The organism is Mesorhizobium sp. C268A (assembly GCF_040324475.1).
Classification (GTDB): Bacteria; Pseudomonadota; Alphaproteobacteria; order Rhizobiales; family Rhizobiaceae; genus Mesorhizobium.
Map to the genome: position 1 here is coordinate 5,247,544 of NZ_JAMYVX010000001.1, position 24,757 is coordinate 5,272,300.

General features: G+C 63.5%; 17 protein-coding genes and 2 pseudogenes. 3 read left to right on the forward strand and 16 right to left on the reverse strand.

Annotated elements, in window-relative coordinates; all coding sequences use genetic code 11:
• Positions 1 to 952: 952 nt before the first annotated feature.
• Complete coding sequence (locus tag NKL06_RS25635) at positions 953 to 1,120, reverse strand: hypothetical protein (protein WP_023687760.1); 168 nt, start codon at positions 1,118 to 1,120, stop codon at positions 953 to 955.
• Positions 1,121 to 1,540: 420 nt separating this feature from the next.
• On the opposite strand from NKL06_RS25635, the gene NKL06_RS25640 reads away from it, so the two are divergent.
• Entirely contained in the window at positions 1,541 to 1,951 is a 411-nt protein-coding gene (locus NKL06_RS25640; protein WP_023807288.1) for an acetate/propionate family kinase, read from the forward strand.
• Here NKL06_RS25640 and NKL06_RS25645 read toward each other — a convergent pair.
• The 7 genes from NKL06_RS25645 to NKL06_RS25675 form a co-directional block, all read right to left on the reverse strand.
• Entirely contained in the window at positions 1,927 to 2,166 is a 240-nt protein-coding gene (locus NKL06_RS25645) for a hypothetical protein (RefSeq protein WP_023696398.1), read from the reverse strand. The two genes, NKL06_RS25640 and NKL06_RS25645, sit on opposite strands and share 25 nt — an antisense overlap.
• Positions 2,167 to 2,268: 102 nt before the next feature.
• On the reverse strand, positions 2,269 to 3,021 hold the full coding sequence (locus NKL06_RS25650) for a GGDEF domain-containing protein (protein ID WP_023691474.1): 753 nt from the start codon (positions 3,019 to 3,021) through the stop codon (positions 2,269 to 2,271).
• A gap of 165 nt (positions 3,022 to 3,186) precedes the next feature.
• Positions 3,187 to 3,900, reverse strand: a complete 714-nt coding sequence (locus NKL06_RS25655; RefSeq protein ID WP_245260618.1) for a thermonuclease family protein — start codon at positions 3,898 to 3,900, stop codon at positions 3,187 to 3,189.
• Positions 3,901 to 3,913: 13 nt separating this feature from the next.
• The gene (locus NKL06_RS25660; RefSeq protein WP_023691472.1) at positions 3,914 to 5,113 is read right to left on the reverse strand and encodes an ABC transporter substrate-binding protein; all 1,200 of its coding nucleotides are present in this window, start codon (positions 5,111 to 5,113) and stop codon (positions 3,914 to 3,916) included.
• A 98-nt stretch (positions 5,114 to 5,211) separates the two neighbouring features.
• Positions 5,212 to 5,961, reverse strand: coding sequence for a lytic transglycosylase domain-containing protein (locus NKL06_RS25665; protein ID WP_023691471.1), 750 nt, complete (start codon positions 5,959 to 5,961; stop codon positions 5,212 to 5,214).
• A 34-nt stretch (positions 5,962 to 5,995) separates the two neighbouring features.
• Positions 5,996 to 6,364, reverse strand: a complete 369-nt coding sequence (locus NKL06_RS25670) for a hypothetical protein (protein ID WP_023691470.1) — start codon at positions 6,362 to 6,364, stop codon at positions 5,996 to 5,998.
• Between the two features lie 72 nt (positions 6,365 to 6,436).
• A complete protein-coding gene (locus tag NKL06_RS25675) occupies positions 6,437 to 12,271 on the reverse strand; it encodes an SPM autocatalytic domain-containing protein (RefSeq protein ID WP_352581101.1) in 5,835 nt (1,944 codons plus the stop codon).
• A gap of 284 nt (positions 12,272 to 12,555) precedes the next feature.
• Between NKL06_RS25675 and NKL06_RS25680 the strand changes: the two genes are divergently transcribed.
• Positions 12,556 to 12,720 carry a hypothetical protein gene (locus NKL06_RS25680; protein ID WP_352581103.1) on the forward strand — a complete coding sequence of 55 codons (165 nt, stop codon included), beginning with the start codon at positions 12,556 to 12,558 and terminating at the stop codon, positions 12,718 to 12,720.
• A 126-nt stretch (positions 12,721 to 12,846) separates the two neighbouring features.
• Here the strand turns inward: NKL06_RS25680 and NKL06_RS32775 are convergent.
• The 6 genes and pseudogenes from NKL06_RS32775 to NKL06_RS25705 all read right to left on the reverse strand — a co-directional run.
• Positions 12,847 to 12,915, reverse strand: a pseudogene (locus NKL06_RS32775) (hypothetical protein); the annotation flags it as partial.
• On the reverse strand, positions 12,912 to 13,577 hold the full coding sequence (locus NKL06_RS25685; RefSeq protein WP_352581105.1) for a hypothetical protein: 666 nt from the start codon (positions 13,575 to 13,577) through the stop codon (positions 12,912 to 12,914). The pseudogene NKL06_RS32775 and the gene NKL06_RS25685, both read right to left, overlap by 4 nt.
• A 27-nt stretch (positions 13,578 to 13,604) precedes the next feature.
• Positions 13,605 to 13,730 (reverse strand): annotated as a pseudogene (locus NKL06_RS25690) (Ig-like domain-containing protein); the annotation flags it as partial.
• A gap of 206 nt (positions 13,731 to 13,936) precedes the next feature.
• Positions 13,937 to 15,415: a cadherin-like domain-containing protein gene (locus NKL06_RS25695; protein ID WP_352581107.1), complete on the reverse strand. Its 1,479-nt coding sequence runs from the start codon at positions 15,413 to 15,415 to the stop codon at positions 13,937 to 13,939.
• Positions 15,325 to 15,990, reverse strand: coding sequence for a hypothetical protein (locus NKL06_RS25700; protein ID WP_352581109.1), 666 nt, complete (start codon positions 15,988 to 15,990; stop codon positions 15,325 to 15,327). Before NKL06_RS25700 ends, NKL06_RS25695 begins: the two co-directional genes overlap by 91 nt.
• 26 nt (positions 15,991 to 16,016) lie before the next feature.
• Complete coding sequence (locus NKL06_RS25705) at positions 16,017 to 21,464, reverse strand: beta strand repeat-containing protein (protein WP_352581111.1); 5,448 nt, start codon at positions 21,462 to 21,464, stop codon at positions 16,017 to 16,019.
• Positions 21,465 to 21,787: 323 nt separating this feature from the next.
• Here NKL06_RS25705 and NKL06_RS25710 point away from each other — a divergent pair, with 323 nt between their 5' ends.
• Complete coding sequence (locus tag NKL06_RS25710) at positions 21,788 to 22,729, forward strand: transglutaminase-like cysteine peptidase (RefSeq protein ID WP_023691467.1); 942 nt, start codon at positions 21,788 to 21,790, stop codon at positions 22,727 to 22,729.
• 85 nt (positions 22,730 to 22,814) lie between these two features.
• Here NKL06_RS25710 and NKL06_RS25715 read toward each other — a convergent pair whose 3' ends face one another.
• Positions 22,815 to 23,456, reverse strand: a complete 642-nt coding sequence (locus NKL06_RS25715; protein ID WP_023681069.1) for a ribbon-helix-helix domain-containing protein — start codon at positions 23,454 to 23,456, stop codon at positions 22,815 to 22,817.
• Positions 23,446 to 24,735 (reverse strand): HlyD family type I secretion periplasmic adaptor subunit, encoded by a 1,290-nt coding sequence (locus tag NKL06_RS25720; protein ID WP_023691466.1) that lies wholly within the window; start codon positions 24,733 to 24,735, stop codon positions 23,446 to 23,448. Before NKL06_RS25720 ends, NKL06_RS25715 begins: the two co-directional genes overlap by 11 nt.
• Between the last annotated feature and the right edge of the window lie 22 nt (positions 24,736 to 24,757).

Sequence of the window (24,757 nt, forward strand, 5' to 3'; positions counted from 1 at the left end):
TTGGCGCTCTCCATTGAGGGCGTCGCCGCAACGAGGACCATAATCCTACATGCCAGGCCGTCTGACAAGCGCCTCGCCGGCCTTACCCGAAGGAAGACGCAGGGCCACGGCGCCAAGCGGAGCCATCAGGAGCAACCCGCAAAGATGAGCAACGGCAGGCCCGGCGACCTCCTTTGGCACATGGGACAAACAAAAAGGGCGCCGAGCCTTACCGGCGCTGCTTTGTGAGGGAGACGACGCCGGATGATGAGAGTATGCGATCATGCTAATGTCTGCGAACCATGCGAATGAAGGAAAGCCGCGTGGCAGTGCCAATCAACGACGTTGAGACCAAGGTCGGCGGGTGCGATCAGGTTCGGACCATGATGACGGGCTGGTTGGCCTGCACATGGTGGTGGCTACCGCGCTACCGCCTTGCTTTGCGCTAGCCGGCGGCCCATGCCTCTGCCTCGCTGCACAGCCAGCGCTCGCTGTACTGAAACTGATCGTCGTCTTCCAGTAATGCTCCTGCCCTGGAACGTGATAAATCGCTCATCGGTACTGGTGGAAATGTTGCCCTTGATATCGCAGCTCCCCGCGCCGGCCGTGCGGGTGCCACTCAGCCAGCCAGCTGGGATGAGCCGGTCAGGGAACCATCACCAGCGCCGGCAGATATTGCCGTCGCCACATCCACCGCCCCTTTGCGGTCTTGCGCCAGCGGTCGGCCTGATCCGCACCTTGATGACGCTGGACTTTGCCCACGCCCTCTCCCCCGAGTGCAGAATGCTTCCAAAGCGGTAGCGAGTCCAGACCGGAACATTAGCGCCGACTAACGGTTAGTTCGGCAGTGTTCCGAACCGTGATTGGTAGAGCGTTGGTGGCGTTTCATCTTGTCTATTTTTCCGGCCTGACGGCAGACCAGCTGCTAGGCAGCGCCGTTTCTATGATAGTGTGTTTGCTGCTTTATCACGCTCTAGCTACGGACCCCTAACTGATGGTCCACTTCCCGGCTACCCGGCAATCGAAGATCGCGCGACGTTCCCGACTTTTTCAGCATGATGAGAAGCGCCTCTAGGATTTGTTGTGCGCCCGTAGCCAGTGCCCATGCATTCGCGACGATCTCTTGCTCACGCTCTGTCATCCCGCCCTCCTGAAAATATGTGGTCGGAGCGTGCTTTAGAAAGCTTCGCCCCAGCAGGGGCGTGCTTGACGATTTCGGCGAACAGAGAAAGTCGCCGGCTCCGCCCGACCAGGCCGGGATGGTCGTTGGGAAATTTGTTGACGGCGCTCGTGTTCACCTCACGTCCAACGCGGTTGAACTGCAGCTGACCGTCGATGTCGTGGCTGAGAATGTGCTTGAGGCTGGTCCTTTGGTCCCCGGGTCCAGCCAGGCGTCATAGTATGCCTGGTAGAGAATGAGAGGCTGTTGATCATGTGATGCTGGTGCAGCTGGTTATGTCGAGATTGGAATTGTAAGCCCAAAGCCCGGCGAACGAGAAAGGCGCGTGGGCTGGCTGGGGCAAAGCGCGCAGCTGAATGACCGGAAGCTGCAGACGGACGATTGGTCACCCTTCTCTACGAGCAATCCGGCCTGCTCGGAGTGTCAGGGATATCCGGTGATATGCGGACGCTAATCGACTCCGATGATCCTCTTGCCGCCGAAACAGTCGATCTCTTCGTCTATCGTATCGCACGCGAGATCGGGTCGCTGGCCGCTGCGATAGGCGGACTGGACACGCTGGTGTTCAAGGCAGGCGTAGGCCAAAACGCCCAATGTATTCGAGAGAGGGCCGGGGCTGTGGCCGGCTGGCTTGCGGTTAATATCGACCACAAGCTGAATGGACGAGGCGACGAGGTCATCAGCCTTGCTGGTTCCGACGTCGACGTGCTTGTGATCCCCACGGATGAAGAGAGAGCCGTGGGGATCCAGCTGCTATCTGTGCGCCCTCAAGCTTTGTCGCTCGTGCCCTGAGCGCCGAACCTGATGCTACTGGCGCGGCGGGTGTCTCGACCTGTCAGGAGTTCGGCGGCAGCAGCATGGTCCGATAGCCGGCCATCAAGGCGATCAAGGTTGCTGCAACCAGCGGCAACCAGAACTTGGTCGGTCCGGCAAATACTGCCAGCGATGCGCGGCGATGCCGTCAGCACCGTCAGGAACCAGACCTCCCACGGGTTGAAACCGCCCATGGGTCAATCGTCCGGTTTGGCAACAAGGGCCAAGATGATCGCTGCCGCAGCCGTGCGGCAAGACATTTGCGGCGGTGTTCCTCCGGCAACGACTTGTTTCAGCTAGTTGTGGAGGTGCGACAATTGAAATCCGGGCTGGCGTTCGACGCCGGATAACAGCGATTCCGCCGATCGGAACATGTCCTCGAATTCCAACTCGTTTTCAAACACCACGCCGCCGACGCTGATGGTCAGCGTGTCCGCGGTTCCTTTTGGCGCGAAATAGGCTTGGGCCACGCGCGCCCGGATACGGTCGCCGATCTCCCTGGCGTCGTCTTCTGTCGCACCGGGCAGAAAGACCCCGAACATGGAGGTTCCGATCCGGCCCACCAGATCTTCCTTGCGTACCGATGACTGGATGGTCGAGGCTATGAGCCGCAAGGCTTCGTCACCCCAGCCAAGGCCGAAGCGCAGATTGATGGACCTGATGTGTTCGGGATGAATGACCAGGAAGGCGCCAGATCTTGGACCAGACGATTCCGGCCTGGTTGCTCTCCTTTCGACCATCGACGTGAAGACTGTCCGGTTGAGGCAGCCTGTCAGGCTGTCAAAGGTCGCCGACTTGTTGAGTTCTTTTCGATAACGGACGAGCTCGGTCCGCTGCAGTCCAATGAACAGGAAAAGTGGGCCACCGACGATGACCGGCAACAGGATCGCGGTGACCATGCTGCGGCCGAAGGGCGTCAAGGCTTCCGAGAACAGAAGCAGATAATTTAGGCCAACCGAGAGGAGCAGAATTCCCGCCGATCCCAGGGCAGTCAGCCATGCGATATCTTTCCATTGCCGGGGCGAGCTATTCGCCATTGGTGTCATCATTAGCCAATCTCCCGCCTGATCGGCTGTCATAAGGCCAAGGTGCTGCACTTTCAGTTTCGAGGAAACATACAATTTTAGTAATGGCGCAATCACCTACCATCGGCCCGAAATCAGCCCTTCAAAAGCAAGGCTACGGCGGCAAAAGCAACGACACCGAATTATCGGCTATTGCGGCGGGCCGAATATCCCCATCTGCGCGTCTCTGGCCACTGCCTCCGCCTTGCCATAGATTCCATTCGCCAAGGCCGTCGCCCAGCCATTGGAAACAAGCCACGCGCCGACATCCTGCTTGCCCAAGCTGCACGGTGCCGCAATGGCAAAACGATCGATTTCCGGCGGCACGACGCATTTCAGCGCCCGGCCGCGCAGCCAGGAATTGAACGTCGCGCGCGCACGCTGGCCGCAAGGCCAGGCGATGCCACGAAAGGAACAGGTCTCATCCAGGTCAATGCCTTGGATCCCGCTGATGGCTACCTTGCGCCCCATCGATTCGAAGGTTGCCGACGAGGTAGCAACCGGTTGGTACAGCAGGACCTCTTTCCAATCCTTTGGCATTCGCATCCCTGCAGGCGCGGCCAGACCAAGGTCGCTGAGCGGCGGGCGCGGCTCGACCCGTTCGATTTGCGCCGAATCAAGCTGTGGCGGCGCGATAAGGTCCTGAGCAATCTTGCGTGCCCGTCCTCGCCATGGCGTATTGGCGACGGTCGCAACTGGTCGCAGTGGCTGGCTATCGTCGATGGATTGACGCGGCGCTGGTATCGGCCGATCGATGGGAAGCAGATCGGCGGCCCGGATGATCAACAAGACCCCGGCCAGGAGGAGCAGGCTTCCGAGCGCTATCAAGCGATTGTGCCTCGGCCAGCCCATCAACTCAAGCAAGGTTCCTTGCCCCTCAATACCCCGATGTCGATTTGGCGACCAGCTTGAGTGCACCTTTTTGAACCTGATAGAAGGGCATGGATCGCTCACTGGAGCCATCCGCCCGAAACCGGAACAGGCCGGTCGATCCGCGAAATCCGCTCCGATTTTCGAGCACCTGCTTGCTGAAGCCGTCAGGCCCGGCCGAACTTGCAATTCCTGCTGTCAGGGCGACCATATCATAGGCGTAGGCGACATTGGCGTCGGCTGGATAATTGTAGGTCGTCTTGAAGCGGTCGGCGATCGGGCCGGTTTCGGTTGGGTCGAGCGTGGCGATGTAGGAGCCTTCAAACAGCGGCTCCATCGGATGTTCCAGCCAGCGGTTGGTTCCAACGACGGCAATTGCTTTTCCAGGAATGCCTTTCGTTTTGAGCGCCGCAAGGATCTGCGCCGGATTGTCGTCGCCGCTGGCGATGATGATGGCATCGGGAGCCTCGACCAGCGAGCCCATATCATTGACCACTTTGGTGCCGCCATCGCCGGCCGGATACGGAATGGTGACGGCGAGCGTCGCGCCATAGATGCTGAGGCTGTTGGCGACCCGCTTTTCAACCGCGCCGGCATTCGCGCCCGCCGCAACGAGCAACACGAACTTCTTGCTGCCTTTGGCCGCCAGGCCGGCTGCGCCCGCGGCAGCGCTGTCGGCCTCGTTGAGGCGGACCGCATAGACGCCTGGGCCGCCAGCGAAATTGTCGGCCAACGCCAGCACCGGCGGCCGCTTCGATCCCGACAGCTTGGCTATGTGCTGCGCGGCGGCGAGTTCGACCGGGCCGATGACGATCTTGGTTCCAGTGGTGATCGCCTTCACAGCCAATTCGCTGGCGTGCGCGCTGTCGCCCTTGGTGTCCTCGACCGTAACCGTGAGCAGTGCGCTGCCAAGGTCGGCCATTGCCAGCTTGGTCGCATCGAGCATCTTCCGGCCGTTTTCGCCGGCGTTGCCCGGGGCCGACAAAGGCAGCAGCATCGTGACCTTCGTCGACCCGGTGCCGAGCGATCGCGTGGCTTGGGCCGGGCTGGCAGCGGTGCCGGCGGCCGGCGCTCCGGGTGCGGCGATCGCCGCCTGGTCGAGCGCGTCCGAGACGCTGCCTTTCGACTGGCAGCCCGACACTATGCCCGCTAACGCAAAGACGATCGCCCACGTCCACGAACCGTGTCGCTGCCGGCCAGAATCCATGATGCCTCCCTCATATCCCGCCGGGTATTTGTCCCGGTCTCATCCGTTCATCTTACGGCAGACTTGCCTCGCCGTCTTTGCAATTGCTGGATTATGGCTCAGCCGTCGAAAAGTTTTGCCCGGAGCGCCTTGATCATTCTGGCTTGCCCGGCGCTTCGATAGTCCGTGCATTTCATGTATCGCGGGCCCGGCACGAACAGTCGGCGCACACAAATCCGCCTCGCCGGGGCAGGGGCACCATCGTCTCCTGCTGTCGGGAATGCGGAGAATCCGAACGTCGCCATCGGTAGCGGGCCGGCCACCGCAAAACCTTCTCTCGCCAGGATTGCGCGCGCATGCCGGCAGTAGCGGACCGAAAGTTCGGAGAACCGGGTTTCACCGTGCCCGGCGCGATATTTCATGACGGTCGTGCAAAGATCGCCTTCGGCAAGGCTGTTTGCCTGCGCCAGATATCTGACGCCGAGCGCGATGTTGGTCGCAGGGACCGCGAGTTCGTCGAGCGAACCGCGAAAGCCAAGCATTCGCGCCGTCGCCGGCATCACTTGCATCAACCCGACTTCACCATCGGCGCCGTGCACATCGGGATCGAATCCGCTTTCGATCTCCATCACCGCGTTCGCCAGCACCGGCTCCAGGCCGTAGAGCGATGCCTGGCACGTCGCGAACGCCTTGAATGTCTCGCGCGTCCATTCCGGAGCGACATCGCAGCGAACCGGCCGCGTCAAGCCGGACGGAGCTTGCTGCTCGAGGGCAGGTCGTTCCAGCCAGTTGGCACGGGCTTCAGGGGCAAAAACGGCCAGTGCGATCGCTCCGGCAATCGCTCTCGACAATCTTCCACGGGCGATCATCGTCAGCCTGTCGGCGCGACTTGATCCCTTTCGGTCAGTTCATGTACTCGACCATGCGGTCGTGGAAGCACTCGCACTTGTTGAGCGTGTCCTCGTCCTTGTAGTTCGTCTTGAGGTAGCCATAGGCCATGCCGCAGGCGACCTTGGCTTCCGACGCCCAGACGAAGGCGGGGCGGGACGAATTGATCCATTCCGAGCTGTTGGCGACGGCCACCGACTCGTCCATCAGCTTGACCACCTGGACCTTGAGATCGACGATGTTGTCGTTCAACACCAGGTTCGATGTGCCGACGGTCCGGCAATAGTCGGCCACCGGCCCGTCGATGATGTCGGCGGCGAAGCCAGTCGATCCAGCCAACAGCAGCGCCGCGGCCGAAGCCAGCAATCTTGCACAACGCTTCATTTAAGTCCCTCTCCAAACTGCGGTTTTATGTTTCGCTAATATGTAGCATGAGAGTACGGCCACGCATAAGTGCTAAATCGTGGCCGTGTGCTGTTGATGTTGTGTGTCGTCGTAGAGGATGTTGATCGTGCCGGTGGCAGGCGCATTCTGCAGAACGGCGACATCCACGAAGTTGGCCGCGTTGCCCGAGCCGCTGGTATCGACGCTCACGGTGCTGGTCGCGGTGTCGTAATGCACATAGTCGGCCATGTTGCCGGCCGGCGCCTTGTCGAACAACGCGCTCAAGTCGATCTTGTCCCCTTCACCGGCATGGTAGTCGGCGATCAGATCCTTGATGTTTAGATTGTCGATCTTGAACGTGTCGGCTCCCGAAGTGCCGGCGATGGCGGCCGTGCTTCCGGAGCCAGCGTTATCGTAGTTGCCGAAGCCGATGTCGCCGACCGCGGCTATCTGACCGTCGGCGGTCGTGAAGGTGGCTTCGCCATAGGTCAAGACCGAGCCGTCCGCCGAAACCGAGTGCTGATTGTTGCTATCGAGGCCGATCTCGACGATACCCAAGGCGGCCAGAGATTTGAACTCGCCCGAATCCGACACGCCGTTGCCGTTGGCATCTTGCCAGACACCAAATTGCGCAAAGTCGTGGTCGGCGGCAGTCAGCTTGCCATCATGATTTGTGTCATAGAGCTGCTCGAGCGCGGCAAGGTCGGTCGCAGCGCCGGCGGCATGTTGGGTGAACACGATCTCCGAACCGTTGTTCACCTTGCCGTCGCCATTGAGATCGATCGCCAGGATACCGTCATGCGTATCGACCCAGGCGGTTTTCGAAGCGACGCCATCGCCGTTATAGTCGAACGAAACGGTGGAGTGCGTCAGATCGGTGGTGTGGATTCCATCATTGTTGAGGTCGAGTACGACCGGAGCGGCAATGGCAAAAGGTATCAGTCCGGCCGCCACGTGGACAGTGAAATTCGCCGTCGTTGTTGTGTCCCCGTCGCCATCCGTGAGTTGCAACGCGACCGGAATTGTATGGTCGACCGTGGTGCTCGTGACCCCGACATCCGTCAGGTTCAGCTTGGTCTTGCCCGACGACTCATAGGCGTCGACCCATGCGATCTGCGTTCCGGCAGGCGATGTGATCGTCAGCAACGTCGCACCGACCGCCGGAGTGAAGGAAGCCGTGGTTCCGTTGGTGTAGTGGGCGACGAACTCGATCTTGTCGCCGGCGGTAACCGCATCGAACGAAAACTTGGCATAGCTAACAGTCGCGAGGGTGATGGCCGGGGCCGTATAGCCGCCCGGGCCGTCATAGTCGTCCGGCGTCCCGAAATCGAAACGCATGAACTCGCCTCCGTCGAAATTGTTGTTGCCGAGGCCCCAACCTGCTGACGAACCGTTGACGTTGCTTGTTTGTGTCAACGATGGCATGCCGCCGGCCAGCCATGCCGTCTCGTGTGGTGAGGTGAAGGAGCCGCCGGCATCCGTTGGCGCCCATCCGGTCACCATCACGACATTCTGGCCGCCCGCCGTCACCACGATGGAATTGCTGGGGCCGGAGCCGAAGGCGCCGCTCGATGCAACGGAGACATTACTGACAGTGCCGTCCAAAGGTGCCAAAAGGTCGAACGTGTACTGCCCCGACGTACCGGCATTCGGATTAACGGTGATGGTAAAGACCGCCGTGTCGCCTGCATCATGGCTTCCGTTGTTGTTGTTGTCGGCATAGGCGGTCAACACACTGCCGGACTGCTCCGTGATGAGGTTGTGGCCGGCCGAAGTGATGCCTGTTGTGTTGGCAGTGATCGTCATGGTGGCCCCGGCGCCGTCGGCGCCGGCGACGAAGTGGAGTGTTCCAACGGCCGGCGTTTGCGACGTATCGGTGCTTGCCTGCTGGCTTTGCACGGTTCCCAATGTCGGCACGTCATCGACGATGTTGACGGACAGCGTGCCTGTGGCGTTCTGGCCGTCCTGGTCGGTGAGCGAGACGGCAAGGTTCTCGAACAGGCTGTTGGTGGAGGCGCCGGTAGCATGGGCCTCGTTGTCGAGCAGCGTGTAGGTATAGCTGACGGTGCCGGTTGCGGGATTGTAGCCGGTCACGTTCAGCGTATTGCCGAGCGCGGTGGTGAAGGAGCTGGCGGTGAACACGCCGTTGGTGATGAAGGCATGGCCGTCGATGGTCAGCGAGGCGATGCCGTCGGGCGAGGAGATGGTGAAGGTGCCGCCCTGGGTGGTGCTTTCCTTCGAGGTGTCGGAGCCGGCCGATTCGCCAACGCCGCGGCTGGCCAGGAGGTCATCCTCATTGACGGTGACGTCGCCGCCGTTGGCGGCCGGCGTCAGGTCGGTGATCACCGGCGGCGAGTTGCCGATCGAGATGGTCAGCGTGGTGTGCGAGGTGTCGCCGTCGCCGTCCTTGATGGTGTAGGTGAAGACGTCGTCATGGCCACCGGCGGAGCCGGCATCGCGGGTATAGGTGTAGGTGCCGTCGGCGGCCAGCGTCAGCTTGCCGTAGAGACCCTGGATCTGCACGCCGAGTGTTGCGGTATTGTCGAGGGCGGCATTGGTGTCGCCGGCGACGACGCCGACCACGGCAGCGCCGTCGGCGCCCTTGGTATCGGCAACCCCGTCGGTCGTGTTGCCGTCGAGGGCATCGGTTCCGCCAACCAGCACATTGCCGGTGGCCGGGCCGAACAGGCCGGCCCCGATGCTGTCGATGTCGGCAACCGCGGTCGGCACGTCATCGACGATGTTGACGGACAGCGTGCCTGTGGCGTTCTGGCCGTCCTGGTCGGTGAGCGAGACGGCAAGGTTCTCGAACAGGCTGTTGGTGGAGGCTCCGGTAGCATGGGCCTCGTTGTCGAGCAGCGTGTAGGTATAGCTGACGGTGCCGGTTGCGGGATTGTAGCCGGTCACGTTCAGCGTATTGCCGAGCGCGGTGGTGAAGGAGCTGGCGGTGAACACGCCGTTGGTGATGAAGGCATGGCCGTCGATGGTCAGCGAGGCGATGCCGTCGGGCGAGGAGATGGTGAAGGTGCCGCCCTGGGTGGTGCTTTCCTTCGAGGTGTCGGAGCCGGCCGATTCGCCAACGCCGCGGCTGGCCAGGAGGTCATCCTCATTGACGGTGACGTCGCCGCCGTTGGCGGCCGGCGTCAGGTCGGTGATCACCGGCGGCGAGTTGCCGATCGAGATGGTCAGCGTGGTGTGCGAGGTGTCGCCGTCGCCGTCCTTGATGGTGTAGGTGAAGACGTCGTCATGGCCACCGGCGGAGCCGGCATCGCGGGTATAGGTGTAGGTGCCGTCGGCGGCCAGCGTCAGCTTGCCGTAGAGACCCTGGATCTGCACGCCGAGTGTTGCGGTATTGTCGAGGGCGGCATTGGTGTCGCCGGCCACGACGCCGACCACGGCAGCGCCGTCGGCGCCCTTGGTATCGGCAACCCCGTCGGTCGTGTTGCCGTCGAGGGCATCGGTTCCGCCAACCAGCACATTGCCGGTGGCCGGGCCGAACAGGCCGGCCCCGATGCTGTCGATGTCGGCAACCGCGGTCGGCACGTCATCGACGATGTTGACGGACAGCGTGCCTGTGGCGTTCTGGCCGTCCTGGTCGGTGAGCGAGACGGCAAGGTTCTCGAACAGGCTGTTGGTGGAGGCGCCGGTAGCATGGGCCTCGTTGTCGAGCAGCGTGTAGGTATAGCTGACGGTGCCGGTTGCGGGATTGTAGCCGGTCACGTTCAGCGTATTGCCGAGCGCGGTGGTGAAGGAGCTGGCGGTGAACACGCCGTTGGTGATGAAGGCATGGCCGTCGATGGTCAGCGAGGCGATGCCGTCGGGCGAGGAGATGGTGAAGGTGCCGCCCTGGGTGGTGCTTTCCTTCGAGGTGTCGGAGCCGGCCGATTCGCCAACGCCGCGGCTGGCCAGGAGGTCATCCTCATTGACGGTGACGTCGCCGCCGTTGGCGGCCGGCATCAGGTCGGTGATCACCGGCGGCGAGTTGCCGATCGAGATGGTCAGCGTGGTGTGCGAGGTGTCGCCGTCGCCGTCCTTGATGGTGTAGGTGAAGACGTCGTCATGGCCACCGGCGGAGCCGGCATCGCGGGTATAGGTGTAGGTGCCGTCGGCGGCCAGCGTCAGCTTGCCGTAGAGACCCTGGATCTGCACGCCGAGTGTTGCGGTATTGTCGAGGGCGGCATTGGTGTCGCCGGCGACGACGCCGACCACGGCAGCGCCGTCGGCGCCCTTGGTATCGGCAACCCCGTCGGTCGTGTTGCCGTCGAGGGCATCGGTTCCGCCAACCAGCACATTGCCGGTGGCCGGGCCGAACAGGCCGGCCCCGATGCTGTCGATGTCGGCAACCGCGGTCGGCACGTCATCGACGATGTTGACGGACAGCGTGCCTGTGGCGTTCTGGCCGTCCTGGTCGGTGAGCGAGACGGCAAGGTTCTCGAACAGGCTGTTGGTGGAGGCTCCGGTAGCATGGGCCTCGTTGTCGAGCAGCGTGTAGGTATAGCTGACGGTGCCGGTTGCGGGATTGTAGCCGGTCACGTTCAGCGTATTGCCGAGCGCGGTGGTGAAGGAGCTGGCGGTGAACACGCCGTTGGTGATGAAGGCATGGCCGTCGATGGTCAGCGAGGCGATGCCGTCGGGCGAGGAGATGGTGAAGGTGCCGCCCTGGGTGGTGCTTTCCTTCGAGGTGTCGGAGCCGGCCGATTCGCCAACGCCGCGGCTGGCCAGGAGGTCATCCTCATTGACGGTGACGTCGCCGCCGTTGGCGGCCGGCGTCAGGTCGGTGATCACCGGCGGCGAGTTGCCGATCGAGATGGTCAGCGTGGTGTGCGAGGTGTCGCCGTCGCCGTCCTTGATGGTGTAGGTGAAGACGTCGTCATGGCCACCGGCGGAGCCGGCATCGCGGGTATAGGTGTAGGTGCCGTCGGCGGCCAGCGTCAGCTTGCCGTAGAGACCCTGGATCTGCACGCCGAGTGTTGCGGTATTGTCGAGGGCGGCATTGGTGTCGCCGGCGACGACGCCGACCACGGCAGCGCCGTCGGCGCCCTTGGTATCGGCAACCCCGTCGGTCGTGTTGCCGTCGAGGGCATCGGTTCCGCCAACCAGCACATTGCCGGTGGCCGGGCCGAACAGGCCGGCCCCGATGCTGTCGATGTCGGCAACCGCGGTCGGCACGTCATCGACGATGTTGACGGACAGCGTGCCTGTGGCGTTCTGGCCGTCCTGGTCGGTGAGCGAGACGGCAAGGTTCTCGAACAGGCTGTTGGTGGAGGCTCCGGTAGCATGGGCCTCGTTGTCGAGCAGCGTGTAGGTATAGCTGACGGTGCCGGTTGCGGGATTGTAGCCGGTCACGTTCAGCGTATTGCCGAGCGCGGTGGTGAAGGAGCTGGCGGTGAACACGCCGTTGGTGATGAAGGCATGGCCGTCGATGGTCAGCGAGGCGATGCCGTCGGGCGAGGAGATGGTGAAGGTGCCGCCCTGGGTGGTGCTTTCCTTCGAGGTGTCGGAGCCGGCCGATTCGCCAACGCCGCGGCTGGCCAGGAGGTCATCCTCATTGACGGTGACGTCGCCGCCGTTGGCGGCCGGCATCAGGTCGGTGATCACCGGCGGCGAGTTGCCGATCGAGATGGTCAGCGTGGTGTGCGAGGTGTCGCCGTCGCCGTCCTTGATGGTGTAGGTGAAGACGTCGTCATGGCCACCGGCGGAGCCGGCATCGCGGGTATAGGTGTAGGTGCCGTCGGCGGCCAGCGTCAGCTTGCCGTAGAGACCCTGGATCTGCACGCCGAGTGTTGCGGTATTGTCGAGGGCGGCATTGGTGTCGCCGGCGACGACGCCGACCACGGCAGCGCCGTCGGCGCCCTTGGTATCGGCAACCCCGTCGGTCGTGTTGCCGTCGAGGCATCGGTTCGCCAACCAGCACATTGCCGGGCCGGCCGAACAGGGCCCCGATGCTGTCGATGTCGGCAACCGCGGTCGGCACGTCATCGACGATGTTGACGGACAGCGTGCCTGTGGCGTTCTGGCCGTCCTGGTCGGTGAGCGAGACGGCAAGGTTCTCGAACAGGCTGTTGGTGGAGGCGCCGGTAGCATGGGCCTCGTTGTCGAGCAGCGTGTAGGTATAGCTGACGGTGCCGGTTGCGGGATTGTAGCCGGTCACGTTCAGCGTATTGCCGAGCGCGGTGGTGAAGGAGCTGGCGGTGAACACGCCGTTGGTGATGAAGGCATGGCCGTCGATGGTCAGCGAGGCGATGCCGTCGGGCGAGGAGATGGTGAAGGTGCCGCCCTGGGTGGTGCTTTCCTTCGAGGTGTCGGAGCCGGCCGATTCGCAACGCCGCGGCTGGCCAGGAGGTCATCCTCATTGACGGTGACGTCGCCGCCGTTGGCGGCCGGGTCAGGTCGGTGATCACCGGCGGCGAGTTGCCGATCGAGATGGTCAGCGTGGTGTGCGAGGTGTCGCCGTCGCCGTCCTTGATGGTGTAGGTGAAGACGTCGTCATGGCCACCGGCGGAGCCGGCATCGCGGGTATAGGTGTAGGTGCCGTCGGCGGCCAGCGTCAGCTGCCGTAGAGACCCTGGATCTGCACGCCGAGTGTTGCGGTATTGTCGAGGGCGGCATTGGTGTCGCCGGCGACGACGCCGACCACGGCAGCGCCGTCGGCGCCCTTGGTATCGGCAACCCCGTCGGTCGTGTTGCCGTCGAGGGCATCGGTTCCGCCAACCAGCACATTGCCGGTGGCCGGGCCGAACAGGCCGGCCCCGATGCTGTCGATGTCGGCAACCGCGGTCGGCACGTCATCGACGATGTTGACGGACAGCGTGCCTGTGGCGTTCTGGCCGTCCTGGTCGGTGAGCGAGACGGCAAGGTTCTCGAACAGGCTGTTGGTGGAGGCGCCGGTAGCATGGGCCTCGTTGTCGAGCAGCGTGTAGGTATAGCTGACGGTGCCGGTTGCGGGATTGTAGCCGGTCACGTTCAGCGTATTGCCGAGCGCGGTGGTGAAGGAGCTGGCGGTGAACACGCCGTTGGTGATGAAGGCATGGCCGTCGATGGTCAGCGAGGCGATGCCGTCGGGCGAGGAGATGGTGAAGGTGCCGCCCTGGGTGGTGCTTTCCTTCGAGGTGTCGGAGCCGGCCGATTCGCCAACGCCGCGGCTGGCCAGGAGGTCATCCTCATTGACGGTGACGTCGCCGCCGTTGGCGGCCGGCGTCAGGTCGGTGATCACCGGCGGCGAGTTGCCGATCGAGATGGTCAGCGTGGTGTGCGAGGTGTCGCCGTCGCCGTCCTTGATGGTGTAGGTGAAGACGTCGTCATGGCCACCGGCGGAGCCGGCATCGCGGGTATAGGTGTAGGTGCCGTCGGCGGCCAGCGTCAGCTTGCCGTAGAGACCCTGTCTGCAGCGGTATTGTCGAGGGCGGCATTGGTGTCGCCGGCGACGCCGACCACGCCGTCGGCGCCCTTGGTATCAACCCGTCGGTCGTGTTGCCGTCGAGGGCATCGGTTCCGCCAACCAGCACATTGCCGGTGGCCGGGCCGAACAGGCCGGCCCCGATGCTGTCGATGTCGGCAACCGCGGTCGGCACGTCATCGACGATGTTGACGGACAGCGTGCCTGTGGCGTTCTGGCCGTCCTGGTCGGTGAGCGAGACGGCAAGGTTCTCGAACAGGCTGTTGGTGGAGGCTCCGGTAGCATGGGCCTCGTTGTCGAGCAGCGTGTAGGTATAGCTGACGGTGCCGGTTGGCGGGATTGTAGCCGGTCACGTTCAGCGTATTGCCGAGCGCGGTGGTGAAGGAGCTGGCGGTGAACACGCCGTTGGTGATGAAGGCATGGCCGTCGATGGTCAGCGAGGCGATGCCGTCGGGCGAGGAGATGGTGAAGGTGCCGCCCTGGGTGGTGCTTTCCTTCGAGGTGTCGGAGCCGGCCGATTCGCCAACGCCGCGGCTGGCCAGGAGGTCATCCTCATTGACGGTGACGTCGCCGCCGTTGGCGGCCGGCGTCAGGTCGGTGATCACCGGCGGCGAGTTGCCGATCGAGATGGTCAGCGTGGTGTGCGAGGTGTCGCCGTCGCCGTCCTTGATGGTGTAGGTGAAGACGTCGTCATGGCCACCGGCGGAGCCGGCATCGCGGGTATAGGTGTAGGTGCCGTCGGCGGCCAGCGTCAGCTTGCCGTAGAGACCCTGGATCTGCACGCCGAGTGTTGCGGTATTGTCGAGGGCGGCATTGGTGTCGCCGGCGACGACGCCGACCACGGCAGCGCCGTCGGCGCCCTTGGTATCGGCAACCCCGTCGGTCGTGTTGCCGTCGAGGGCATCGGTTCCGCCAACCAGCACATTGCCGGTGGCCGGGCCGAACAGGCCGGCCCCGATGCTGTCGATGTCGGCAACCGCGGTCGGCACGTCATCGACGATGTTGACGGACAGCGTGCCTGTGGCGTTCTGGCCGTCCTGGTCGGTGAGCGAGACGGCAAGGTTCTCGAACAGGCTGTTGGTGGAGGCTCCGGTAGCATGGGCCTCGTTGTCGAGCAGCGTGTAGGTATAGCTGACGGTGCCGGTTGCGGGATTGTAGCCGGTCACGTTCAGCGTATTGCCGAGCGCGGTGGTGAAGGAGCTGGCGGTGAACACGCCGTTGGTGATGAAGGCATGGCCGTCGATGGTCAGCGAGGCGATGCCGTCGGGCGAGGAGATGGTGAAGGTGCCGCCCTGGGTGGTGCTTTCCTTCGAGGTGTCGGAGCCGGCCGATTCGCCAACGCCGCGGCTGGCCAGGAGGTCATCCTCATTGACGGTGACGTCGCCGCCGTTGGCGGCCGGCATCAGGTCGGTGATCACCGGCGGCGAGTTGCCGATCGAGATGGTCAGCGTGGTGTGCGAGGTGTCGCCGTCGCCGTCCTTGATGGTGTAGGTGAAGACGTCGTCATGGCCACCGGCGGAGCCGGCATCGCGGGTATAGGTGTAGGTGCCGTCGGCGGCCAGCGTCAGCTTGCCGTAGAGACCCTGGATCTGCACGCCGAGTGTTGCGGTATTGTCGAGGGCGGCATTGGTGTCGCCGGCGACGACGCCGACCACGGCAGCGCCGTCGGCGCCTTGGTATCGGCAACCCCGTCGGTCGTGTTGCCGTCGAGGGCATCGGTTCCGCCAACCAGCACATTGCCGGTGGCCGGGCCGAACAGGCCGGCCCCGATGCTGTCGATGTCGGCAACCGCGGTCGGCACGTCATCGACGATGTTGACGGACAGCGTGCCTGTGGCGTTCTGGCCGTCCTGGTCGGTGAGCGAGACGGCAAGGTTCTCGAACAGGCTGTTGGTGGAGGCGCCGGTAGCATGGGCCTCGTTGTCGAGCAGCGTGTAGGTATAGCTGACGGTGCCGGTTGCGGGATTGTAGCCGGTCACGTTCAGCGTATTGCCGAGCGCGGTGGTGAAGGAGCTGGCGGTGAACACGCCGTTGGTGATGAAGGCATGGCCGTCGATGGTCAGCGAGGCGATGCCGTCGGGCGAGGAGATGGTGAAGGTGCCGCCCTGGGTGGTGCTTTCCTTCGAGGTGTCGGAGCCGGCCGATTCGCCAACGCCGCGGCTGGCCAGGAGGTCATCCTCATTGACGGTGACGTCGCCGCCGTTGGCGGCCGGCGTCAGGTCGGTGATCACCGGCGGCGAGTTGCCGATCGAGATGGTCAGCGTGGTGTGCGAGGTGTCGCCGTCGCCGTCCTTGATGGTGTAGGTGAAGACGTCGTCATGGCCACGGCGGAGCCGGCATCGCGGGTATAGGTGTAGGTGCCGTCGGCGGCCAGCGTCAGCTTGCCGTAGAGACCCTGGATCTGCACGCCGAGTGTTGCGGTATTGTCGAGGGCGGCATTGGTGTCGCCGGCCACGACGCCGACCACGGCAGCGCCGTCGGCGCCCTTGGTATCGGCAACCCCGTCGGTCGTGTTGCCGTCGAGGGCATCGGTTCCGCCAACCAGCACATTGCCGGTGGCCGGGCCGAACAGGCCGGCCCCGATGCTGTCGATGTCGGCAACCGCGGTCGGCACGTCATCGACGATGTTGACGGACAGCGTGCCTGTGGCGTTCTGGCCGTCCTGGTCGGTGAGCGAGACGGCAAGGTTCTCGAACAGGCTGTTGGTGGAGGCGCCGGTAGCATGGGCCTCGTTGTCGAGCAGCGTGTAGGTATAGCTGACGGTGCCGGTTGCGGGATTGTAGCCGGTCACGTTCAGCGTATTGCCGAGCGCGGTGGTGAAGGAGCTGGCGGTGAACACGCCGTTGGTGATGAAGGCATGGCCGTCGATGGTCAGCGAGGCGATGCCGTCGGGCGAGGAGATGGTGAAGGTGCCGCCCTGGGTGGTGCTTTCCTTCGAGGTGTCGGAGCCGGCCGATTCGCCAACGCCGCGGCTGGCCAGGAGGTCATCCTCATTGACGGTGACGTCGCCGCCGTTGGCGGCCGGCGTCAGGTCGGTGATCACCGGCGGCGAGTTGCCGATCGAGATGGTCAGCGTGGTGTGCGAGGTGTCGCCGTCGCCGTCCTTGATGGTGTAGGTGAAGACGTCGTCATGGCCACCGGCGGAGCCGGCATCGCGGGTATAGGTGTAGGTGCCGTCGGCGGCCAGCGTCAGCTTGCCGTAGAGACCCTGGATCTGCACGCCGAGTGTTGCGGTATTGTCGAGGGCGGCATTGGTGTCGCCGGCCACGACGCCGACCACGGCAGCGCCGTCGGCGCCCTTGGTATCGGCAACCCCGTCGGTCGTGTTGCCGTCGAGGGCATCGGTTCCGCCAACCAGCACATTGCCGGTGGCCGGGCCGAACAGGCCGGCCCCGATGCTGTCGATGTCGGCAACCGCGGTCGGCACGTCATCGACGATGTTGACGGACAGCGTGCCTGTGGCGTTCTGGCCGTCCTGGTCGGTGAGCGAGACGGCAAGGTTCTCGAACAGGCTGTTGGTGGAGGCGCCGGTAGCATGGGCCTCGTTGTCGAGCAGCGTGTAGGTATAGCTGACGGTGCCGGTTGCGGGATTGTAGCCGGTCACGTTCAGCGTATTGCCGAGCGCGGTGGTGAAGGAGCTGGCGGTGAACACGCCGTTGGTGATGAAGGCATGGCCGTCGATGGTCAGCGAGGCGATGCCGTCGGGCGAGGAGATGGTGAAGGTGCCGCCCTGGGTGGTGCTTTCCTTCGAGGTGTCGGAGCCGGCCGATTCGCCAACGCCGCGGCTGGCCAGGAGGTCATCCTCATTGACGGTGACGTCGCCGCCGTTGGCGGCCGGCGTCAGGTCGGTGATCACCGGCGGCGAGTTGCCGATCGAGATGGTCAGCGTGGTGTGCGAGGTGTCGCCGTCGCCGTCCTTGATGGTGTAGGTGAAGACGTCGTCATGGCCACCGGCGGAGCCGGCATCGCGGGTATAGGTGTAGGTGCCGTCGGCGGCCAGCGTCAGCTTGCCGTAGAGACCCTGGATCTGCACGCCGAGTGTTGCGGTATTGTCGAGGGCGGCATTGGTGTCGCCGGCGACGACGCCGACCACGGCAGCGCCGTCGGCGCCCTTGGTATCGGCAACCCCGTCGGTCGTGTTGCCGTCGAGGGCATCGGTTCCGCCAACCAGCACATTGCCGGTGGCCGGGCCGAACAGGCCGGCCCCGATGCTGTCGATGTCGGCAACCGCGGTCGGCACGTCATCGACGATGTTGACGGACAGCGTGCCTGTGGCGTTCTGGCCGTCCTGGTCGGTGAGCGAGACGGCAAGGTTCTCGAACAGGCTGTTGGTGGAGGCGCCGGTAGCATGGGCCTCGTTGTCGAGCAGCGTGTAGGTATAGCTGACGGTGCCGGTTGCGGGATTGTAGCCGGTCACGTTCAGCGTATTGCCGAGCGCGGTGGTGAAGGAGCTGGCGGTGAACACGCCGTTGGTGATGAAGGCATGGCCGTCGATGGTCAGCGAGGCGATGCCGTCGGGCGAGGAGATGGTGAAGGTGCCGCCCTGGGTGGTGCTTTCCTTCGAGGTGTCGGAGCCGGCCGATTCGCCAACGCCGCGGCTGGCCAGGAGGTCATCCTCATTGACGGTGACGTCGCCGCCGTTGGCGGCCGGCGTCAGGTCGGTGATCACCGGCGGCGAGTTGCCGATCGAGATGGTCAGCGTGGTGTGCGAGGTGTCGCCGTCGCCGTCCTTGATGGTGTAGGTGAAGACGTCGTCATGGCCACCGGCGGAGCCGGCATCGCGGGTATAGGTGTAGGTGCCGTCGGCGGCCAGCGTCAGCTTGCCGTAGAGACCCTGGATCTGCACGCCGAGTGTTGCGGTATTGTCGAGGGCGGCATTGGTGTCGCCGGCGACGACGCCGACCACGGCAGCGCCGTCGGCGCCCTTGGTATCGGCAACCCCGTCGGTCGTGTTGCCGTCGAGGGCATCGGTTCCGCCAACCAGCACATTGCCGGTGGCCGGGCCGAACAGGCCGGCCCCGATGCTGTCGATGTCGGCAACCGCGGTCGGCACGTCATCGACGATGTTGACGGACAGCGTGCCTGTGGCGTTCTGGCCGTCCTGGTCGGTGAGCGAGACGGCAAGGTTCTCGAACAGGCTGTTGGTGGAGGCGCCGGTAGCATGGGCCTCGTTGTCGAGCAGCGTGTAGGTATAGCTGACGGTGCCGGTTGCGGGATTGTAGCCGGTCACGTTCAGCGTATTGCCGAGCGCGGTGGTGAAGGAGCTGGCGGTGAACACGCCGTTGGTGATGAAGGCATGGCCGTCGATGGTCAGCGAGGCGATGCCGTCGGGCGAGGAGATGGTGAAGGTGCCGCCCTGGGTGGTGCTTTCCTTCGAGGTGTCGGAGCCGGCCGATTCGCCAACGCCGCGGCTGGCCAGGAGGTCATCCTCATTGACGGTGACGTCGCCGCCGTTGGCGGCCGGCATCAGGTCGGTGATCACCGGCGGCGAGTTGCCGATCGAGATGGTCAGCGTGGTGTGCGAGGTGTCGCCGTCGCCGTCCTTGATGGTGTAGGTGAAGACGTCGTCATGGCCACCGGCGGAGCCGGCATCGCGGGTATAGGTGTAGGTGCCGTCGGCGGCCAGCGTCAGCTTGCCGTAGAGACCCTGGATCTGCACGCCGAGTGTTGCGGTATTGTCGAGGGCGGCATTGGTGTCGCCGGCGACGACGCCGACCACGGCAGCGCCGTCGGCGCCCTTGGTATCGGCAACCCCGTCGGTCGTGTTGCCGTCGAGGGCATCGGTTCCGCCAACCAGCACATTGCCGGTGGCCGGGCCGAACAGGCCGGCCCCGATGCTGTCGATGTCGGCAACCGCGGTCGGCACGTCATCGGACACCGTCACGTTGACCGTGCCTGTCGCCTGGGTGCCGTCGGTGTCGGTGGCAACCACGCCGAGATGGCCCAGATCGACTAGGTCGTCGGCGTTAATGCTAGGATGGGCATCGTAATTGTTGTTCAGCGTCGCCGTCACCGTTGCCACATTGTTGGCAACCGCCAGATCCAGCGTCACCACAGTCACGGCGCCGTCATTGCCGACGACCTGGGTGTCCGACACCCGGGTCCAGGTCAAGTTGGCGGTGTTCAACCCGCTCAGGTCGGTGCCAAAGGCGATCGAGGCCATCGCATCCGAGCCCGGCGTGAAGGTGATCGAGTTCGAGGCGAAGTCAGCGCCGGCCGGCGTCGAGCCGTCACTCAGGTTCTGGTCGTCAAGCGCCAGCGTGATCGGAGCGCCGGCAACCGGGGCCGCGCCGTCCGTGATTGTGAAGGCGATGTTGGCCGTCGACGTGTCGAGATCGCCGTCCGTCACAGTGTAGGTCGCGTTAACAGCTACCGGACCGGAACTGTTATCCACCGAAGCGTCCGGCGTGAACGAGTAGGACCCGTCCGCCTTCACCTGGATGGTGCCCGCGCCGATGTCGATCAACTGCGAATAACCCGTGCCGGCATCGAAGATCAGCGCCGTGCCGTTGATATGCGTCACCGTCGCGCCGTCGGCGCCGGCGACGAAGTCCAGCGTGCCCGTCAGCGCCGGGGCACCTTCCGCAATCGACTGCGAGGCCTCATCATGCGCCGTCGGCACGTCGTCGACGATCTGAACGGACAGCGTGCCCGGAAGGGACACGTCTCCGTCGGTGTCGGTAACCGTCACCGTCATGTCGTCGAAGATGGAATCTGTCCCCGCGTCGGGGTGAGTCGCGCTATGGACGAGCGTGTAGCTGTAGCTCACCTGGCCTGTGCTGGCGTCGTAGCCGTTGACGGTCAGCGTGTTGCCGAGCGGCGTGATGATGTCGATCGGCGTCGATGCGCTGTTGGCAAGAGCCGCGCCCGAAATCACCTGGCCGGCGATGGTCAGCGAGCCGACACCGTCGGGAGAGGCGATGGTGAAGGTGCCGGTGTTGTGTTCGGAGATGTCGCCGTCAACGCCTGGCGCCGACGCTTCGCCCGAACCTTCCGGCCCAGGGCTTTCCGGCAGGCCCTTTTCATTGACGATGGTGTCGCCGCCCTCGACGGAAGGCGTCAGGTCGATGATCGACGGTGTGGAATCCGGCCGCAGGCTTGGGAACAGCTCGCGATGATCCGGCTGGCCGAACGCCAGGTCTGTCGGCGGCAACAATGCGGAAAGATCGAAGCCGTCGCCGATGCCGCCTGGGGGAACCGAGAAGTCTGCGCCTGCGCTTGGGTTCGAGCCTCCGGGGCCGGCCGAGATCGAACCATCGGCACCGAAGGCGACATCGACGTGGCTCGCTTCAAGAGCGGCCAGCAAGGCCACGCGCGGAACTTCGACATCACCGATGATGAAGGTCGGCACGTTGAGCGCGCCATCCTTGATGAGGATGACTGAACCGTCGGCCTGTTCCAGCAACAGATTGTGGCCGTCGACCTTGATGTTGTCGATGGAGACGTCCGCCGGAAGTTTCACGATGTTGCTGGCGTCGGCCACGTATTCATGCGGCGCGGCTGCCGCCGGCGCTTTCGCCTCCGCGGGTGCTGCCGGCTGAACGGGTGCGCCACTGCCGACATCGACCGGCACCGGCTCGGCAGGCGCCGCCTGAGCGGCCTGCGCTACCTGGATGCCTGCCTGCGATGGCGAGCCGCCATGTTCATGTGAAGAGTGCTCGTCCCAAGAATTCGAGACGGTATCCAAATCGTTACTCGTCGTCATCGCCAAACCCCTCCGGCATTTCCCGGATAGAGACAGTGACGACTTCTGCTTTGCAACTGTCCCGCAATCAATTTCATATATCCCGATATGCAAGTCTCGGCATTTTTTACGTGTGGTAAACCCGGAAGATATAATCTGATATACATTGGCCGCGCCGCGCTTCGTTTGATATCCGCCGGCTGAGCTGGATTGGTAAACAGAAGTATAAATTTGAATAAAACTTTACACAAAATGGGTGTTCCCGATTGAAGGAAGCTTATCCACCTTCCTTTCCAGTAATTTGAGACAAGATTGATACCGTCCACAGTCAAGAGGTGGGCGTTATGAAAAAAGAAAAATCTGCCCTGGGAATAACCGGGCTCAGGCTCATCCTGCTGGCAATGGCGATCACAAGCCTGCCGCAGCCATCATCCGCGAAAGCAATTACCGTGAATGCCGGCGCTGCCGCTGGAGTTCTGGCGGCGGTCGAAACCCCTTCCAGTCTCGGCGGCGTTTCGCTGGCTCGGCCGCCATGGCAGCCGGTTTCAGCCTACTGGATCGGCATGATTTTCAGCAGCTATGGTCCTGTTGCCGTTGATGAAAAGCGTGGTTCTTCGATCGCGCCGCCCGCCGCCGGGATCGACCCGATCCAGACGGCGGCGATCATTCCCGGCGTGTTCGGTTCTGTTGCCCTGTCGATGCGCAATTTCCCGGTTTCGGCGCGCTGGGCGCCGGTCTACAAGGCAATTGTCGACTGTACCGCGAGCAGCGCGTGCGAACGCAAGAACAGCGCCTTTGCCGAGATCGTCAAGGCAGCCGGGAACAAGCGCTTCATCGATAAGTTGTCCTTCGTCAACTCAAGTATAAATCGCGCCATCGCCTACAAGAAGGATAGCGCGGTTTACGGCAGGCTCGACTACTGGGCCAAGCCCGCGGAAATCCTTGAGCGGCGGGCAGGGGACTGCGAGGATTTCGCCATCCTCAAGATGGCCGCGCTGCTGCATGCAGGCATCCCGGCGCAGAGCATGTCGCTGGTCGTCTTGCAGGATCGCAAGCGCGGTTTCTTTCATGCCGTGCTATCGGTCAGCACCGGCAGCGGCGTCTTCATTCTCGACAGCCTGAGCAACGTCGTTTCGCGCGACACAGACCTGCCGACCTACGTACCGCTCTATTCGTTCAGCACGGATCGCGCGTGGATCCATGGCGCGAAGACCGGTTCTGCTCAAATAGCCGATATCAAGGGCGGCCTTTCGACGGTCGCGCCTGGTGAAGGTGTGCAGCCGTAAGCTCCCACCAGAGAGTCTTGAGCGCTCTATCTCTTGTTTGACGCAATTTTCCACGGAAACCGCTCACACTTTTCCCGGAATTGCTCTAGCCGCCGAAGACGAACGCCATCAGCAGTTCCGGCTCGACCACCGGCGCCCGCACCGCGCTCAGTTGACCGCGGTAGCGGCGGTCGCCGGCGCCTATGACGAAACCGGTCGCGACCGGCGTCTCGCCATTGGCGTCGAGCCTGGCGAATATGTCGGCGACATTGAGGTCCAGCGCCAGCTTGAGATCCTGGCGCGCGTCCTCGTTCGGCGCCACCGGCAATTGCCGCCGCACCAGTTGCTGGAACGGCGCATTGAAGGTCAGGATCTTCTTCGACGATGCCAGGGCAAAGGCCGGCGAGGGACAGGCGACGAGAATGGCGCTGATGGTCTTGATCGACGCGAGCCTCTGCAAGGTGAGGTTTTGGTCGGCCAATCCACGCATGCAGGCTACGCGAATTGCCGATGTCAGGTTTCCGGCGTTGGCGTGGCTCTCTGCAATTTCCTCGATCAGTGTGCCGATCGTGCATTTGCGGCTTTCCGCCATCTGCTTCAGCGATGTCCAGAACGCCCGTTCCAGACGAATGCCGCGGCGCATGCCGCCACGCGCCACAACCCGGAACTCCAGTCCGAAATCCTCTGCCGCCAGCGGTGGCAGCAGCCGGTCGCGATCGGCAGGAAGGGAGACCGCGCTATCGCTCACTCATTGCCTCCTCTCGCGCCTTGTTGATCGGCTTCATAAGGTAGGTGAGAATCGTTTTGCGTCCGGTCTTGATGTCGACCGAACAGATCATGCCGGGGATGATCGAATAGGTCTTGCCGTCGCGTGTCAGGGTCGATTTGTCGGTGGCGACACGCACCTGATAGTACGGTTCGCCGGTCTTCTGGTCGACAAGGCTGTCGGCAGTGATGTTCGACACCTTGCCTTCGATGCCGCCGAAGATCGAGAAGTCATAGGCGGTCACCTTGATCAGGGCATCCTGGCCCGGCCGGATGAAGGCGACGTCCCGCGGTGAGACCCGGGCTTCGACCAGCAGGGTCTCGGACGTCGGCACGATACCCGCGACGACCGCGCCGGGCTGGACGAAGGCGCCGACCGTATTGATGTCAAGCGTGTTGACGATACCATCGACAGGCGAACGGATATCGGTACGCGCCACCTTGTCGGTGGCACCGCGTATCGTCTCGTCCACCACCGAGAGATCGGCCAGCGCCTGCGTCAGATCGCTGAGCGCTTCCTGTTGCAGCTGCAGGCCAAGTTCGTCGACCTGAAGCTTGGCTTCCGTGATGGCAGACCTGGCTTTCTTGATGGTCTCTCCGGCAAGCGTCAGCTGACCATTGAGCTCGGTCTGCTCGCGCTCGACGCGGAGCTGCTCGGTTCGCGCCATCAGGCCTTTCTTGACCATCGCTTCGACCAGCTTCGCCTCCTGGTCGCTGACGGCCAGGTTCTTGGTGAGGCGATCGGCATTGGCGTTGGCTTCGTCGAGTTCCTTCTCACGCTGATCGAGCCGCGACTTTAGAACCGACAGTTTGACTTCGAAGTTGTCGCGCCGCGCGATTAGCAGCTTCTGCTCGTTGTCGCAGATTTCCGGCGCCACCTTCTGGATCTCGGGCGGACAGGGAAACGCGCCCTCGAGGCTGCCGGTCTGTTCGAATTGGAGCCGTGCAATGCGCGTCTGCAGCGCCCGCGCCTTGGCCTGCTGCTCGCCAAGGCTGGAAGTGTTGAAGGTGTTGTCGAGACGAATGATGAGGTCATTCTTCTTGACGACCTGACCGATCGTCACGGCGATTTCCTGAACCACGCCCGGCTCGCTGGCCTGGATGATCTGGGTCTTCGACGCCGGTATGATCTTGCCGTCGCCGCGTGCGATTTCATCGACCTCGGCGAAGGATGCCCAGGCCACCGAACTCGCAAAAAGCGCTCCGATAATGAATATCGAAGCCGACGCAAAAAGCGGCGGACGGTCTTCCCTGGCTAGCATTTACCACGTCCCAACGTGCTGT

Coding starts and splice junctions, on each gene's coding strand:
- NKL06_RS25645 (WP_023696398.1), bottom strand. CDS start 2,166: ATGGGCGGTTTCAACCCGTGGGAGGTCTGGTTCCTGACGGTGCTGACG.
- NKL06_RS25710 (WP_023691467.1), top strand. CDS start 21,788: ATGAAAAAAGAAAAATCTGCCCTGGGAATAACCGGGCTCAGGCTCATC.
- NKL06_RS25670 (WP_023691470.1), bottom strand. CDS start 6,364: ATGAAGCGTTGTGCAAGATTGCTGGCTTCGGCCGCGGCGCTGCTGTTG.
- NKL06_RS25665 (WP_023691471.1), bottom strand. CDS start 5,961: ATGATCGCCCGTGGAAGATTGTCGAGAGCGATTGCCGGAGCGATCGCA.
- NKL06_RS25635 (WP_023687760.1), bottom strand. CDS start 1,120: ATGACAGAGCGTGAGCAAGAGATCGTCGCGAATGCATGGGCACTGGCT.
- NKL06_RS25660 (WP_023691472.1), bottom strand. CDS start 5,113: ATGGATTCTGGCCGGCAGCGACACGGTTCGTGGACGTGGGCGATCGTC.
- NKL06_RS25720 (WP_023691466.1), bottom strand. CDS start 24,735: ATGCTAGCCAGGGAAGACCGTCCGCCGCTTTTTGCGTCGGCTTCGATA.
- NKL06_RS25650 (WP_023691474.1), bottom strand. CDS start 3,021: ATGATGACACCAATGGCGAATAGCTCGCCCCGGCAATGGAAAGATATC.
- NKL06_RS25705 (WP_352581111.1), bottom strand. CDS start 21,464: ATGACGACGAGTAACGATTTGGATACCGTCTCGAATTCTTGGGACGAG.